The organism is Paramesorhizobium endophyticum (genome assembly GCF_014640615.1).
Lineage (GTDB): Bacteria > Pseudomonadota > Alphaproteobacteria > Rhizobiales > Rhizobiaceae > Paramesorhizobium > Paramesorhizobium endophyticum.
Genome location: NZ_BMHH01000002.1, coordinates 1 through 13,824, shown reverse-complemented (window position 1 = coordinate 13,824; position 13,824 = coordinate 1). Strand labels below are relative to the sequence as shown.

Below are 13,824 nucleotides of genomic sequence, written 5' to 3'. Positions count from 1 at the left end.
GCGGCCTCTGGTCACCTAAACGGGACAAAACCCGTTTCCTGACAGCCCCCAAACTGTCAGGAAAAGGGTTCGGCACCACCTGCTTTCCCGCCTTTTGCCCTGATGTAACCTAGAAAAGGCCACAAACCCGGTGCCAAAACAGGCGGAAACCGGCGGATAGGAAACCCATCCGCCGGATTTTTCAGCTCAATTACTTGAGCTCGACCTTGGCGCCAGCGCCTTCGAGCTGGGCCTTGACCTTCTCGGCTTCGTCCTTGGACACAGCTTCCTTGACCGCCTTCGGAGCGCCTTCGACGAGGTCCTTGGCTTCCTTGAGGCCCAGACCGGTGATCGCGCGCACTTCCTTGATCACGTTGATCTTCTGGGCGCCGCCATCGACGAGCACGACGTCGAACTCGGTCTTCTCTTCGACCGCAGCAGCGGGAGCAGCACCGCCGGCAGCAGCAACGGCCACGGGAGCAGCAGCGGAAACGCCCCACTTCTCTTCGAGAAGCTTGGACAGCTCGGCAGCTTCCAGAACGGTCAGGTTGGACAGGTCTTCAACGATCTTTGCGAGATCAGCCATTTTGATATTCCTTTAGAGGTTTGAACGTGAGTACAGCGAGAAACGGCCTTACGCCGCCTCGTTCTTCCGGGCATAGGCTCCGATAACGCGGGCGATCTGGCCCGCCGGCGCGCTGGTGAGCACTGCAAGACGCTGGGCCGGGGTCTGGATCATACCAACCAGCTTTGCGCGCAGTTCGTCGAGCGACGGCAGCGAGGCAAGCGACTTGACGCCATCGGCGTTCAGCGTCGTGGACCCCATTGCACCGCCGAGGATGACGAGCTTGTCGTTACCCTTGGCGAACTCGACGGCCACTTTCGGAGCCGTAATCGGATCGGTCGCGTAGGCAACGAGCGTCTGTCCGGTGAACAGATCTGCGATGCCTTCCGATTCCGTGCCCTGAAGAGCGATTTTGGCAAGGCGGTTTTTCGCGACTTTAACGGTGCCACCGGCAGCGCGCATTTTCGAACGAAGATCGTTCATCTGCGCCACGGTGAGACCGGTATAGTGGGCCACGACGACCGAACCGGATTCCTTGAAGGCTCCGTTCAGCCACGCGACAAATTCGCGCTTTTCCGCTTTTTCCACTGTCTCTCTCCAGTTGACGGGAGCGCATCATGCGTCCCCGCCGGTTTGCCTTTGTCGAACGGGTTTTCCAAAAGGACCACCCGAACGACGCTCGAGGATCCTGCCCCCTTTCGCCTCCCACCGCGAACGGCGGGGCGGACCAAAGGCAACTACGGTTCAAACCTCATCCATCGGGGAGACCCCGGAGAATTCGGTCATTCCACGTCTCATGCAGGCTTTGATTATTAAGGCAAGCCGCCTGCAATCTCGGACAGGACAACCAGGGTTTCCCCCGGCGATCCGGGCCCCGATCTCTCAAGGCCCGGAATTCATCGATCCCAGGGACTCAGCCCCGGGACACGAATTTATGCGTCAAGCGATCTTGACGGAGGACGGGTCGACCTTGACGCCGACGCCCATGGTGGACGAAATCGCCACGCGCTTCAGGTATTCACCTTTCGCACCGGCAGGCTTCGCCTTGAGAACGGCATCGGCGAACGCCTTGATGTTCTCTTCCAGGGCCTTGGGGTCGAAAGAGGCCTTGCCGACGCCGGCATGGATGATACCGGCCTTCTCGACGCGGAACTCGACGGCGCCGCCCTTGGAGGCCTTGACCGCGCCTGCCACATCGACCGTGACGGTGCCGACCTTCGGGTTCGGCATCATGCCGCGCGGACCCAGCACCTTACCCAGACGGCCGACGAGCGGCATCATGTCCGGGGTGGCGATGCAGCGGTCGAAATCGATCGTGCCGCCATTGACGATCTCAACGAGATCCTCGGCGCCGACGATATCCGCACCGGCCTTCTTGGCTTCCTCGGCCTTGTCGCCACGGGCGAACACGGCGACGCGCACGGTGCGGCCCGTGCCGTTCGGCAGGTTGACGACGCCACGGACCATCTGGTCCGCATGGCGGGGATCGACGCCCAGGTTCAGCGCGACTTCGATGGTCTCATCGAACTTGGCGGTGGCGCGCTCCTTGACGAGGCCGATGGCCGACGTCAAATCATAGAGCTTGTTCCGGTCGACGCCTTCACGCAGCTTGGCAGTACGCTTTGCAATCTTCGCCATGTTCTCAGCCCACCACTTCCAGGCCCATCGAACGGGCGGAACCTTCGACCATGCGCATGGCGGCTTCAACGTCGGCCGCGTTCAGGTCCTTCAACTTTTTCTCGGCGATCTCGCGCACCTTGTCGCGGGTGATCGTTCCGGCGGAAACCTTGCCAGGCTCCTTCGAACCAGACTTCAGGTTCGCGGCCTTTTTCAGGAAATAAGACACCGGAGGCGTCTTCATCACAAAAGTGAAAGACTTGTCCTGATAATAGGTAATCACGACGGGAACGGGCGAACCCTTTTCCATTTCCTGCGAGGCGGCATTGAACGCCTTGCAGAATTCCATGATGTTGATGCCACGCTGACCGAGCGCAGGACCGATCGGGGGCGAGGGATTCGCCGAACCCGCGGAGACCTGGAGCTTCAGCTGGCCTGCTACTTTCTTAGCCATGAGCTTCTGCCTTCATATTCAAGCCGGAAAACCGGCATTTCCTAGAAATCGCCGGATTTCTCCGGCATTACCGATATCGCCGGATAACCGGCGGGCAGCTTGGTGGTGCGGTTCCATGGCCGGCTAAAGCCACCTCCCCTTCCACCAGACGCGCGCTCCACTCACTCGAAAGTTCTGGAAGCTGCGCTTTCAGGCCCTGACGGGCCTGACGGTCCTTGCCGGACCAAAACGATCAGAGCTTTTCGACCTGACCGAATTCAAGATCCACAGGCGTCGCCCGACCGAAGATCGAAACTTCCACCTTGAGGCGCGAACGTTCCTCGTCCACTTCCTGCACGACGCCGTTGAACGAGGCGAAGGGACCATCCGACACACGCACCGACTCGCCGATTTCAAAGGACACGGACGGCTTCGGACGATCGACACCTTCCTGCACCTGCATCAGGATCTGCTCGGCCTCACGGTCGGAAATGGGAACCGGCTTCGAGTCCGAACCCAGGAAGCCCGTCACCTTCGGCGTATTCTTGATCAGGTGATAGACATCATCCGTCAAATCAGCGCGGACGAGCACATACCCCGGAAAAAATTTGCGCTCCGCATCGACCTTACGGCCACGGCGCACTTCGACGACCTTCTCGGTCGGAACCAGGATTTTCTCGAAAAGATGAGAAAGACCCTTCTGACGGGCCTTATTCTCGATATCTTCCGCCACCTTCTTTTCGAAATTCGAATAGGCGTGGACAATGTACCAGCGCGCAGTCATCCCGAGCTCTCCCGTATATCCGTTAGCGTCCGAGACCCAGCAACAGCTCTACAACATAGGCCATAAGCTGATCGGCGGCGAAAAAGAACGCCGCAGCCAGAAAGGCCATCACGATCACCATGATAGTGGAAATCACCGTTTCACGCCGGGTCGGCCACGTTACCTTGGCCGTCTCCGCACGAACCTGCTGAAAGAAAGTGATCGGATTTGTTTTGGATGCCATCTGCCGCTCTAGCTGTGTGCACGCATGAAGCCAGAGGACCACACATCAATCATTACCGGACTATAATCCTGCCATAATGACCGAATCGGTCAACCGTACTCACACGTATACGGCGCGTAAGCTGCATAGACAGCTCCACGCACCGCGTGTCTGTTGAGTTACATAGAACTGATTCCAACAAAAAACAAGCCCTTCGGCTTGCCTGTCGATACAATCCCATACGAACGTTGATTTACCGCCATCCAATCGCGTGCGAACCAACTATATTTAAGGTTCAATCTTTCAAGCATTCGCTTTTTTAGACCGCACCTGAAAACTGGCAGGGGCAGCAGGGCTTGAACCCGCGACCTACGGTTTTGGAGACCGTCGCTCTACCAACTGAGCTATACCCCTACTCTCAACATGATCTTATCTGGAAGTTTCTAGCTTCTCAAGATCATGCCCAAGGCTCATTCCGAACCCGAAAGCCCATTAGCCCCAATTGAAAATTTCTTCAAGAGGATTTTATGGGCGAAAAGCGGCGATCCGATACGAACCGCCGCTTTCGAAATCGATTACTCGACGATCTTCGACACGATGCCGGCGCCGACGGTGCGGCCGCCTTCACGGATAGCGAAGCGCAGCTTCTCTTCCATGGCGATCGGAACGATCAGCGTCACGTCCATCGTCACGTTGTCGCCGGGCATCACCATCTCCGTGCCCTCGGGCAGCGTCACCACGCCGGTCACGTCCGTCGTGCGGAAGTAGAACTGCGGGCGGTAGTTGGTGAAGAACGGCGTATGACGGCCACCTTCGTCCTTGGTCAGGATGTAAGCCTCGGCCACGAACTTCGTGTGCGGCTTCACAGAACCCGGCTTGCACAGCACCTGGCCGCGCTCGACGTCTTCACGGCCTACACCACGGATCAGCGCGCCGATGTTGTCGCCGGCCTGGCCCTGATCGAGCAGCTTGCGGAACATTTCAACGCCGGTGACGGTCGTCTTGGTCGACGGCTTGATGCCGACGATCTCGACTTCCTCACCGACCTTGACGACACCGCGCTCGACGCGGCCCGTGACAACCGTGCCGCGGCCCGAGATCGAGAACACGTCTTCGATCGGCATCAGGAACGGCATGTTGATCGGACGCTCAGGCGTCGGGATGTAGGCATCGACGGCCTTCATCAGCTCGCGAACCGCATCCTCACCGATCTCCTTGTTGGAGTCTTCGAGAGCAGCCAGAGCCGAACCCTTGACGATGGGGATATCGTCGCCGGGGAAGTCGTACTTCGACAGAAGCTCGCGGACTTCGAGCTCAACCAGCTCGAGCAGCTCCGGATCGTCGACCTGGTCGACCTTGTTCAGGAACACGACGATCGCGGGAACGCCGACCTGACGGGCGAGCAGGATGTGCTCGCGGGTCTGCGGCATCGGGCCGTCGGCAGCAGAGCAAACCAGGATCGCGCCGTCCATCTGCGCCGCGCCGGTGATCATGTTCTTCACATAGTCGGCGTGGCCGGGGCAATCGACGTGGGCGTAGTGACGGTTCTCCGTCTCGTACTCGACGTGCGCGGTCGAGATGGTGATGCCGCGCGCCTTCTCTTCCGGAGCGGCGTCGATCTGGTCATACGCCTTGAACTCGCCGAAATACTTGGTGATCGCCGCCGTCAGCGACGTCTTGCCATGGTCGACGTGGCCGATCGTGCCAATGTTAACATGCGGCTTCGTACGTTCAAACTTACTCTTCGCCATCGCCGTCGTTCTCTCGTCTTCTAGAACCGGTTGCGTCCGACCGGTTTACCCGGCCCATGTTACATATAATTCCATGGGCAGACGGTCACCCATCTACCCGCTACTTCCTTACGCTAGACCGCTCTTCGAAAAATCTGGAGCGGGTAGCGGGAATCGAACCCGCATATTCAGCTTGGAAGGCTGCTGCTCTACCATTGAGCTATACCCGCACACTCAACGACTCCGAACTCCGGCAGTGGTGGAGGGGGTTGGATTCGAACCAACGTAGGCCAAGCCAACGGATTTACAGTCCGTCCCCTTTAACCACTCGGGCACCCCTCCGGTCACTGCCAGCGGAGTCGAGCGACTAGGCATTTATACGGGCGCTCCGCCTGGAAAGCAGGTGGCTCATCCGTGGGGCGCGTTATGCAGAGAAGCCCCTCGCCTGTCAACAGGGGATATCGCAAAAGTCTTGAAGAGTTTAGCCAGACGCGCAAATTCCGGCTGGCCGATAGCGGCCTGCTCCCTATCGCCCCGCTACGCAACAGGTTATAAGCCCCGCCATGAACGATAATCAGTCCTCGAAAACACCCAAAGATTCCCACTATGCGCGCCTCCGCCGCCAGCATCGCGACACGAAGGCGGGTGCGGGCGGGCAGAAAACGCGCCCGGCAAGACTGGCGACGGAAGGCACGTCCGCGCCTGAAGGTTTGGTCCGACTTTACGGCTTGCATACGGTTCGCGCCGCGATCGACAATCCCGAACGGCGGATCCGGCGGATGCTGGTGACGAAGAACGCGGCGGCGCGGCTCGAAATCGCAGAATCACAAGCCTTTCCCTTCCCTGTGGAAATCGTCGAGCCGAGGGCGATCGACAAGGAGACCGGCTCGGAGGCGGTGCATCAGGGGGTGATGATCGAGGCCGAGCCGCTGCCGGCCAAAAGACTTGCTGATCTCGAGGAAAGCACGCTGCTGCTGGTGCTCGACCAGGTGACCGATCCGCACAATGTCGGCGCGATCATGCGCTCGGCGGTGGCTTTCGGCGCAGGCGCGCTCATCACCACGGCGCGCCACAGCCCGCAGGAATCAGGCGTTCTTGCCAAGGCCGCTTCCGGCGCGCTGGAAATGATTCCCCATATCGAAGTGCGCAATCTGGCGGACGCGCTGGGCGAGCTTCACGAGCTTGGCTTCACCACCATCGGCCTTGATTCGGAGGGACCGGCAGAGCTCGAATCAGCTCTGGCCGGTGAGCGTATCGCGCTAGTGCTGGGTGCCGAGGGCAAGGGCCTACGGCAGAAGACGCGCGAAACGGTGACCACGCTCGCGCGCCTCGACATGCCCGGCGCGATCAAATCGCTCAACGTCTCGAACGCGGCGGCGATTTCGCTTTATGCGGTGAGGCGGTATCTAGGGCAGTAAGCTCGCACCACCTTCCCCGCAAGGGGGAAGGAGGCGCCAACCTTACGCCGTCGCGATATACGCCTTGATCTCTTCCGCCTCGCGTTCGACTTCCTCGATGCGCTTCTTGACCACGTCGCCGATGGAGACGATGCCGTCGAGGCAGCCGTCGCGTTCGACCGGCAGATGGCGGAAGCGGTTGACCGTCATGATTTCCATCACCTCGTTGATGGTGTGATTCTCACGACAGACATGGACCTTGCTGGTCATTAAATCGGAAACCTTCAGCTCCAGCGCCCGGGCGCCCTCCCCGGCGATGGCGCGGACGATATCGCGTTCCGACAGGATGCCCTTGATTGCCTTGCCGCCATCGCAGACGACGATTGCGCCGATGCGATGCAGCGCCAGAATCGCGACGGCCTCCATGAGCGTGGCATCGGGCATAATGCTGATGACATTGCGCCCCTTGCTTTCGAGGATAGATCTGACTGTCATAGCTTCCTCCACCAAGTATTTACCAGCCGCATGATCCCTCCTCTTCCGGCCTGATAGAATAATATGGCGCAGAGAAGCACGCGGTAAAGCTGGGCGCCAGAAATATTTCAACGATACCTTGAATGATCGAGAGGATTCGGCCGGTCGAGAAGGCTTATGCCGAAGAACCCGACGATAAAGCCGCCGATATGCGCTTCCCAGGCGATATTCGCGGCTTCCATCGATGGCGTCAGGGACACCAGCCCCACCAGGAGATTGGTGATGAACCAGACCGCGAGGAAGGTAAGGACGGTGCGGGAGGTCAATGCGACGCCGATGGGCAGCAACGGGCCTGCGAACTCCGACCTGTTCCTGTGCGAAGGCTCTGGCACCCGGCGGAAGCCATAACGGGCGGCGGCACCCATCATGCCGGAAATCGCGCCGGAAGCGCCAACCAGCGGGGCCGCCATGTCGGGATTGACGATGTACTGGGCGAAGGCCGCGGCGATGGAGGTGACGATCCAGAAGATCACCATCCGCACCGTGCCGATGCGGCCTGCGAGCGGCGAACCGAAGGCGGCGAGCCACACCATGTTGACCGCGATGTGCGCAAAGCCGCCATGCAGGAAGGAATAGGTGACGGCAGAGCCCCAGGCGGCCGGATCGGCGAAGCCTCCGCCTTGCGAAAAGCGCACGGGCCAGAAGGCGAGATTGACCATGACCCAGAGATTCTGCCCGGCGTCGAGCACATAATTCTGGGCGAGATACGCCACGACGCAGAGGCCGATGAAGAACAGGATGATGCCCGGAATATTGAAAACCGGTTCGGACGTCCGCGCTTGGCTCAAGTGATTCTCCGGTAATTGAGTCGGCTCAGGCTCATCTCAGCCGCATGACTTATCCGAAATACCCTGCAACTTTTTCAGCCCATGCTCAATTATGAACGGCCAGTGGTAAAAAAAAGGCCGTTCAGGAAAACCTGAACGGCCTGGCCGGGCCCCCACCCGTGCTCGTGTAAGTCTGGAGAAAGTGCTGCAATGACAAAGGTTTCTTCCGATTGCTACCTTAGCCATATATCAGCCACCCATGCAATAGAAAGCATTTGTTAACCTTAACCGGGCGGCGCGGTGGATGAATAAAGGGTTAAGGTAGCCATTAACCCTTCCGGATGGCACGGTTCCTGCACCCCGAGTCTGGCGAGCGAGAACCCAGGCCAAGAATGTGCCGCCACGGCACATGATCCGGAAATGAGACATACCGATGAAGCATGATGGCACAGCAGAGCTTCTGGCTTACTGGAACCGCATCCGCGGTAAGCGCCCTGCCCCGGAGCAGGCCGAGATCGAGCCGGGGGCGATAGCAAGGCAGTTGCCCGATATCTTTATCCTGGAACTGCCGGTGGATTCGGATGCGCGCTTCCGGCTTGCCGGGACACGGCTTTGCACGGTCTACGGCGGCGAATTGAAGAATGCGAGCTTCCTTTCGCTCTGGAAGGCGGAGGACCGCACGGGCATCCGGCAGATCCTGCAAATGGTGTTCGAGGACAAGCGAGCCGCAATCATCGAGCAGGAAGGGAAGAGCCAATCTGGCCGCAGCGCGGCTTTCGAAACCCTGCTCCTCCCGTTGGCCGACTCCCGGCTGATCGGATCGATGGCCGCTGTCGATCCGGCCTATTGGCTCGGCGCCGATAGAATCACCGAAAACACCGCGCGCGCGATCGATCTGATCGACCCGCGCCGGGAATTACAGGTCGCGCTCAAGGCAGCCGCGGGCGCGGGCGCTCCTTCCGTCTATCTGCAGGAGCCTGTGCATTTCACCGGCCCCGCCGTGTCGCGACGGTTCCGCCATCTGACCGTCCTCAATGGGGGGAAGTCCTGAGGAATATTCCTTACCCGATATTAACGCGCGCCATTTACCCTTGTGAGCAACCATATGAGCACTTGCGCAGGAAAAAATGCACGCACAGGCGGACAGCCGGACCGGGGACGACGCTCCGCACAAGAACTTCAATCCTGTGACGGTGAACCTTCACGGGCGCTACATGCTCGAGGACCGGTCGGAATATTCCTGCATCGTCGCTGAGATGTCACCAGGCAGCGCGCTGCTTCACGGCGAGCGGCTGGGCCGGGTCGGTGAGCGAATCATTGCCTATGTCGATCATGTCGGGCGCATCGAGGGCAGCGTGCTGCGTCAGACACCGGACGGCTTTCTCTTGTTGCTGACCGCCTCGGAGCGCAAGAAGGACAAGCTTGCGGCGCAATTGACCTGGCTTGCCAACAAGCATGAGTTGGATCTGCCGGAAGACCGCCGCCATGAGCGCATCGCGCCGCGCAACCCGAACAATGTGCTGACCCTCGCTGACGGGCGGCAATATCCCTGCCGGATCATCGACCTTTCGCTCTCGGGCGCCGCCATCGAAATCGATGTGCGCCCTGCGCTGCGCACATCAGTCACGCTCGGGACCATGCGCGGCTCAGTGGTCCGCCATTTCGAGGACGGCATCGCGATAGAGTTCGCGCATGTGCAGCAGCGGGAAATGCTGGAGCGGCTTTAGAGGAAAGTGAGATAGTGAATAGTGAGGTAGTGAGGTAGTGAGGTAGTAGGCAAAAAAATCCTATCTCACTGTTCACTACCTCACTACCTCACTATCTCACTATCTCACTATCTCACTCACTTACACATCCACCACTTTCCCATCTTTCAGCGTCACCCGCCGGTCCATGCGGGCGGCGAGTTCGTGATTGTGGGTGGCGATGAGGGCGGAGAGGCCGGATTGGCGCACCAGGGCTTCCAGCGCGTCGAAGACATAGCCCGCCGTCTGAGGGTCGAGATTGCCGGTGGGCTCGTCGGCGAGCAGCACCAAGGGCGCGTTGGCGACGGCGCGGGCGATTGCCACGCGCTGCTGCTCGCCACCGGAAAGCTCCGCCGGGCGATGCGCGGCGCGCTGGCCGATTTTCATGTAATCGAGCAATTGTTGCGCCCGCTCGGCGGCGGCCGTCTTGGAGAGGCCGCGCACCATTTGGGGAATCATCACATTTTCCAGCGCCGTGAATTCCGGCAGGAGGTGATGAAACTGATAGACGAAGCCGACATCGTTGCGGCGGATGGCCGTGCGTTCCTCATCGGAAAGGCCGCTGCAAGGCCGCCCATCCAGCACCACATCGCCGCTGTCGGGATGCTCAAGCAGGCCCGCCGTGTGCAGAAGCGTCGATTTGCCCGCGCCCGACGGGGCGACGAGCGCGACCATCTCGCCGCGCCCGAGCGTAAAATCGGCCTTCTTCAGGATGACCAGATCGCGTCCGGCCTCCGAATAGGCGCGATTGACGCCTGACAGTTGGAGGATGGGAGTCGTTTTAACCGGCTTTCGCGCCATCACTCATACCTCAGGGCTTCGACCGGATCGAGCTTCGCCGCCCGCCATGCGGGGAAGAGCGTGGCGAGGAAGGAGAGGCCCAGCGCCATCACGATGACCGAGATCGTCTCGCCGGGGTCCATCTTGGCCGGCAGCTGGCTCAGGAAATAGAACTCCGGATTGAAGATGACCGTGCCTGTGATCCAGGAGAAGAATTCGCGGATGCGCTCCACATTGAGGCAGACCACGACGCCCAGCACCACGCCCGCCAGGGTGCCGGCGGTGCCGATGGCGGCGCCCGTCATCAGGAAAATGCGCAGGATGGAACCGCTCGTCGCGCCCATGGTGCGCAGGATGGCGATGTCGCTGCCCTTGTCCTTCACCAGCATGATCAGGCCGGAGATGATATTGAGCGCCGCCACCAGCACGATCAGCGTCAGGATCATGAACATCACGTTGCGCTCCACCTGGAGCGTGGAGAAGAACGCCTGGTTGCGCTGGCGCCAGTCGGTCAGCATCAGCTGGCGACCGGCAACCTCCTCAATCGGCTTCTTCAGCGCGTCGACATTATCGGGATTGTTGACGTAAACCTCGATGGACTGGACCTTGTTCTCCTGGTTGAAGAAGAGCTGGGCCTGGTTCAGCGGCATGATGACGATGGAGGCGTCGAACTCCGACATGCCGATTTCGAAAATCGCGACGATCTTGTAGGCCTTGACGCGCGGATTGACGCCAAAGGGCGTAATGTCGCCATCGGGCGATATGATCGTCAGGCTGTCGCCGATGGAAACACCGAGATTCTGCGCCATGCGCGTGCCGATGGCGACACCGCCGCTATTGTCGAAATTCGCGAGCGTCCCCTGCTTCACATTGCCGGAAATGAGCTTCAGCTTGTCGAGATCCTCGCCGCGCAGGCCGCGGACCAGAGCGCCGGTCGGCGTGCCGACATTGCCCTGCACGAGTGCCTGTCCCTCGACAAGCGGCACGGCGAAGGAGACGCCGGGAATTCCGTCGATGCGCTTGATGAGGTCGGCATAGTCATCGAAAGGCCGGTCCATGGGCTGCATGACCAGATGGCCGTTAATGCCGAGGATACGGGTCAGAAGCTCGGCGCGGAAGCCGTTCATGACGGCCATGACGATGATGAGCGTCGCGACGCCCAGCATGATGCCAGTGAAAGAGAAACCGGCGATGACCGAGATGAACGCCTCGCGGCGGCGCGAGCGCAAATAGCGCCACGCGATCATCCGCTCAAATGCGGAAAAGGGGCCGGAGCCCCTCCTCGTCTCGGCTGGTGCCGTCTCGCTCATGCCTGCCCTGCCAGCTTGTTGATTGCCGCCTCGACGGAAAGCGTCTCACGCTCGCCCGTCGCGCGGTCCTTCACCTCGACCTCGCCCGCCGCGACGCCGCGCGGGCCGACGATGACCTGCACCGGCAGGCCGATCAGATCCATGGTGGCGAATTTCGCGCCGGGGCGCTCGTCAGTGTCGTCGAGCAGCGGATCGAGACCGGCCTTGGTGAAGGCCGCATAGAGCTTTTCGGCAACCGCGTCGCAGGCTTCGTCGCCCGGCTTCATATTGACGATGCCGACGCCGAAGGGCGCAATCGACTTCGGCCAGACGATGCCGTTCTCGTCATGGAAGGCTTCGATCGTCGCCGCGACGAGGCGCGACGGGCCGATGCCGTAAGAGCCCATGGAGACCAGATGCTCCTTGCCGTCAGGCCCCTGCACTTTCGCGCCCATGGGCTCGGAATATTTGGTGCCGAAATGGAAGATGTGGCCGACCTCGATGCCGCGCGCGGAGACCTGATCCTCGGGCTTCACCTGGACCCAAGCCGCTTCGTCATGCATCTCGTCGGTCGCGGCGTAGGGCGTCGTCCATTTGGTGACGATATCGGTCAGCTGCCGGTCATTGCGGAAGTCGGTGTCGGCGCCGGGAACGGTGAGATCGAGATAGGCGCGGTCGCAATAGACCTGGCTTTCGCCCGTATCGGCCAGAATGATGAACTCATGGCTGAGATCGCCGCCAATGGGGCCGGTATCGGCGCGCATCGGGATCGCCTGCAGGCCGACGCGGGCGAAGGTGCGCAGATAGGCGACGAACATGCGATAATAAGCCATCTTCGCGCCCTCGAAATCGAGGTCGAAGGAGTAGGCGTCCTTCATCAGGAATTCACGCGAGCGCATGACGCCGAAGCGCGGACGCACCTCGTCGCGGAACTTCCACTGGATATGATAGAGATTGAGCGGCAGGTCCTTGTAGGAGCGGACATAGGAGCGGAAAATGTCCGTGACCATTTCCTCGTTCGTCGGGCCGAACAGCATGTCGCGGTCCTGCCGGTCCTTGATGCGCAGCATCTCCTTGCCATAGGCATCGTAGCGGCCGCTTTCGCGCCACAGATCCGCCGACTGGATGGTCGGCATTAGGATCTCGTTCGCCCCTGCCCGGTTCTGCTCCTCACGGATGATGTCGCAGACCTTGTTCAGCACCTTCAGGCCCAGCGGCAGCCAGGAGTAAATACCGGCGGATTGCTGGCGGATCATGCCCGCGCGCAGCATCAGCCGGTGCGAGACGATCTCCGCCTCCTTGGGGTTTTCCTTCAGAATGGGCAAGAAATAACGCGAAAGACGCATGGGACCACCGACCTTAAGAAACCTGAATGCTTGCAGAATCAGGCGAAAGCATGAGCAAAGCTAAAGGGTTCTTAGCGGCTTCTCATGCGGTTGCAAACCCGGCAGGACATAAGCGCGCCAAATCGCAGCCGGATAAAGGCTTTCGCCTCCTGCACTCTGATTCACCACAATAGGCGGGAATGAAAAAATTGCGTGACAATCCGTGAGCATTCCGCTATTTTTTTAAGCATAAAGAGAAAGCGGGTATAAAACTGCTTTCCTACGCGGTCAAAGTCTTGGGAGGATGCGATCTCGGCGCGATTTTCCGCTGCCGCCGACTATACGGAGAAGAGATCGGACGCGTATTGAATTGCAAGGCGCAAGCCTTGCTTTTTTTTTGAGCGAGCCTCCCTTCCGTCCTCGCCCTCAGCGCTCCGTATAAACTCACCGACAAGTAGCCCTCGACATTAGAGTCTGTCAGAGCTCAACTGAAACGTTGTGAAGAAAAGGCGTGTAATCCTGCCGTCATCCTCGGGCTTGTCCCGAGGATCTGCCATAAGAAAAAAGATAAGCTGTTACCGTCCTGACAGATTAAGCCACGGTAGATCCTCGGGACAAGCCCACTACTGTCCGGTTTAGCCCAAGGCAAAGTCGAAGGCGGTCTGCCTTTGATCTTG

At 60.0% G+C, this 13,824-nt stretch carries 15 protein-coding genes and 3 tRNA genes; 3 read left to right on the top strand and 15 right to left on the bottom strand.

All coding sequences use genetic code 11. The features are described 5' to 3' along the window. Positions 1 to 190: 190 nt before the first annotated feature. From rplL to IEX53_RS02445, 10 genes are all read right to left on the bottom strand, one after another. Positions 191 to 565, bottom strand: coding sequence for a 50S ribosomal protein L7/L12 (gene rplL, locus IEX53_RS02490; RefSeq protein WP_188821158.1), 375 nt, complete (start codon positions 563 to 565; stop codon positions 191 to 193). Positions 566 to 613: 48 nt separating this feature from the next. After that, on the bottom strand, positions 614 to 1,132 hold the full coding sequence (rplJ, locus tag IEX53_RS02485) for a 50S ribosomal protein L10 (RefSeq protein ID WP_188821156.1): 519 nt from the start codon (positions 1,130 to 1,132) through the stop codon (positions 614 to 616). A gap of 351 nt (positions 1,133 to 1,483) precedes the next feature. After that, the gene (gene rplA / locus IEX53_RS02480; RefSeq protein WP_188821154.1) at positions 1,484 to 2,182 is read right to left on the bottom strand and encodes a 50S ribosomal protein L1; all 699 of its coding nucleotides are present in this window, start codon (positions 2,180 to 2,182) and stop codon (positions 1,484 to 1,486) included. A gap of 4 nt (positions 2,183 to 2,186) precedes the next feature. Continuing rightward, positions 2,187 to 2,615, bottom strand: a complete 429-nt coding sequence (gene rplK, locus IEX53_RS02475; protein WP_188821153.1) for a 50S ribosomal protein L11 — start codon at positions 2,613 to 2,615, stop codon at positions 2,187 to 2,189. A gap of 232 nt (positions 2,616 to 2,847) precedes the next feature. Then, on the bottom strand, positions 2,848 to 3,378 hold the full coding sequence (gene nusG / locus IEX53_RS02470; RefSeq protein ID WP_188821151.1) for a transcription termination/antitermination protein NusG: 531 nt from the start codon (positions 3,376 to 3,378) through the stop codon (positions 2,848 to 2,850). A 22-nt stretch (positions 3,379 to 3,400) separates the two neighbouring features. Continuing rightward, the gene (gene secE / locus IEX53_RS02465; protein WP_110754669.1) at positions 3,401 to 3,601 is read right to left on the bottom strand and encodes a preprotein translocase subunit SecE; all 201 of its coding nucleotides are present in this window, start codon (positions 3,599 to 3,601) and stop codon (positions 3,401 to 3,403) included. Positions 3,602 to 3,918: 317 nt separating this feature from the next. Further along, a tRNA-Trp gene (locus tag IEX53_RS02460) sits at positions 3,919 to 3,994 on the bottom strand. 161 nt (positions 3,995 to 4,155) lie between these two features. Then, complete coding sequence (gene tuf / locus IEX53_RS02455) at positions 4,156 to 5,331, bottom strand: elongation factor Tu (protein WP_188821149.1); 1,176 nt, start codon at positions 5,329 to 5,331, stop codon at positions 4,156 to 4,158. A 135-nt stretch (positions 5,332 to 5,466) separates the two neighbouring features. Continuing rightward, a tRNA-Gly gene (locus IEX53_RS02450) sits at positions 5,467 to 5,540 on the bottom strand. Between the two features lie 27 nt (positions 5,541 to 5,567). Further along, positions 5,568 to 5,652: transfer RNA gene (locus IEX53_RS02445), tRNA-Tyr, on the bottom strand. 221 nt (positions 5,653 to 5,873) lie between these two features. Between IEX53_RS02445 and rlmB the strand changes: the two genes are divergently transcribed. Then, the gene (gene rlmB / locus IEX53_RS02440; protein ID WP_188821147.1) at positions 5,874 to 6,728 is read left to right on the top strand and encodes a 23S rRNA (guanosine(2251)-2'-O)-methyltransferase RlmB; all 855 of its coding nucleotides are present in this window, start codon (positions 5,874 to 5,876) and stop codon (positions 6,726 to 6,728) included. Between the two features lie 42 nt (positions 6,729 to 6,770). On the opposite strand, the gene IEX53_RS02435 is transcribed toward rlmB, so the two are convergent. Together IEX53_RS02435 and IEX53_RS02430 are read right to left on the bottom strand one after the other, a co-directional pair. Continuing rightward, complete coding sequence (locus IEX53_RS02435; protein ID WP_188821145.1) at positions 6,771 to 7,202, bottom strand: CBS domain-containing protein; 432 nt, start codon at positions 7,200 to 7,202, stop codon at positions 6,771 to 6,773. A gap of 107 nt (positions 7,203 to 7,309) precedes the next feature. Further along, the gene (locus IEX53_RS02430; RefSeq protein ID WP_188821143.1) at positions 7,310 to 8,029 is read right to left on the bottom strand and encodes a rhomboid family intramembrane serine protease; all 720 of its coding nucleotides are present in this window, start codon (positions 8,027 to 8,029) and stop codon (positions 7,310 to 7,312) included. A gap of 412 nt (positions 8,030 to 8,441) precedes the next feature. On the opposite strand from IEX53_RS02430, the gene IEX53_RS02425 reads away from it, so the two are divergent. Together IEX53_RS02425 and IEX53_RS02420 are read left to right on the top strand one after the other, a co-directional pair. Next, the gene (locus IEX53_RS02425; RefSeq protein WP_188821134.1) at positions 8,442 to 9,059 is read left to right on the top strand and encodes a PAS domain-containing protein; all 618 of its coding nucleotides are present in this window, start codon (positions 8,442 to 8,444) and stop codon (positions 9,057 to 9,059) included. A gap of 76 nt (positions 9,060 to 9,135) precedes the next feature. Then, a complete protein-coding gene (locus IEX53_RS02420) occupies positions 9,136 to 9,735 on the top strand; it encodes a PilZ domain-containing protein (protein WP_188821132.1) in 600 nt (199 codons plus the stop codon). Between the two features lie 120 nt (positions 9,736 to 9,855). Here the strand turns inward: IEX53_RS02420 and IEX53_RS02415 are convergent, their stop codons facing one another. The 3 genes from IEX53_RS02415 to proS are packed head-to-tail and all read right to left on the bottom strand — an operon-like array spanning position 9,856 to position 13,168. Then, positions 9,856 to 10,554: an ABC transporter ATP-binding protein gene (locus tag IEX53_RS02415; RefSeq protein ID WP_188821788.1), complete on the bottom strand. Its 699-nt coding sequence runs from the start codon at positions 10,552 to 10,554 to the stop codon at positions 9,856 to 9,858. Next, complete coding sequence (locus IEX53_RS02410; protein WP_188821130.1) at positions 10,554 to 11,843, bottom strand: lipoprotein-releasing ABC transporter permease subunit; 1,290 nt, start codon at positions 11,841 to 11,843, stop codon at positions 10,554 to 10,556. Before IEX53_RS02410 ends, IEX53_RS02415 begins: the two co-directional genes overlap by 1 nt. Beyond that, positions 11,840 to 13,168, bottom strand: a complete 1,329-nt coding sequence (gene proS / locus IEX53_RS02405; protein WP_188821128.1) for a proline--tRNA ligase — start codon at positions 13,166 to 13,168, stop codon at positions 11,840 to 11,842. Before proS ends, IEX53_RS02410 begins: the two co-directional genes overlap by 4 nt. Between the last annotated feature and the right edge of the window lie 656 nt (positions 13,169 to 13,824).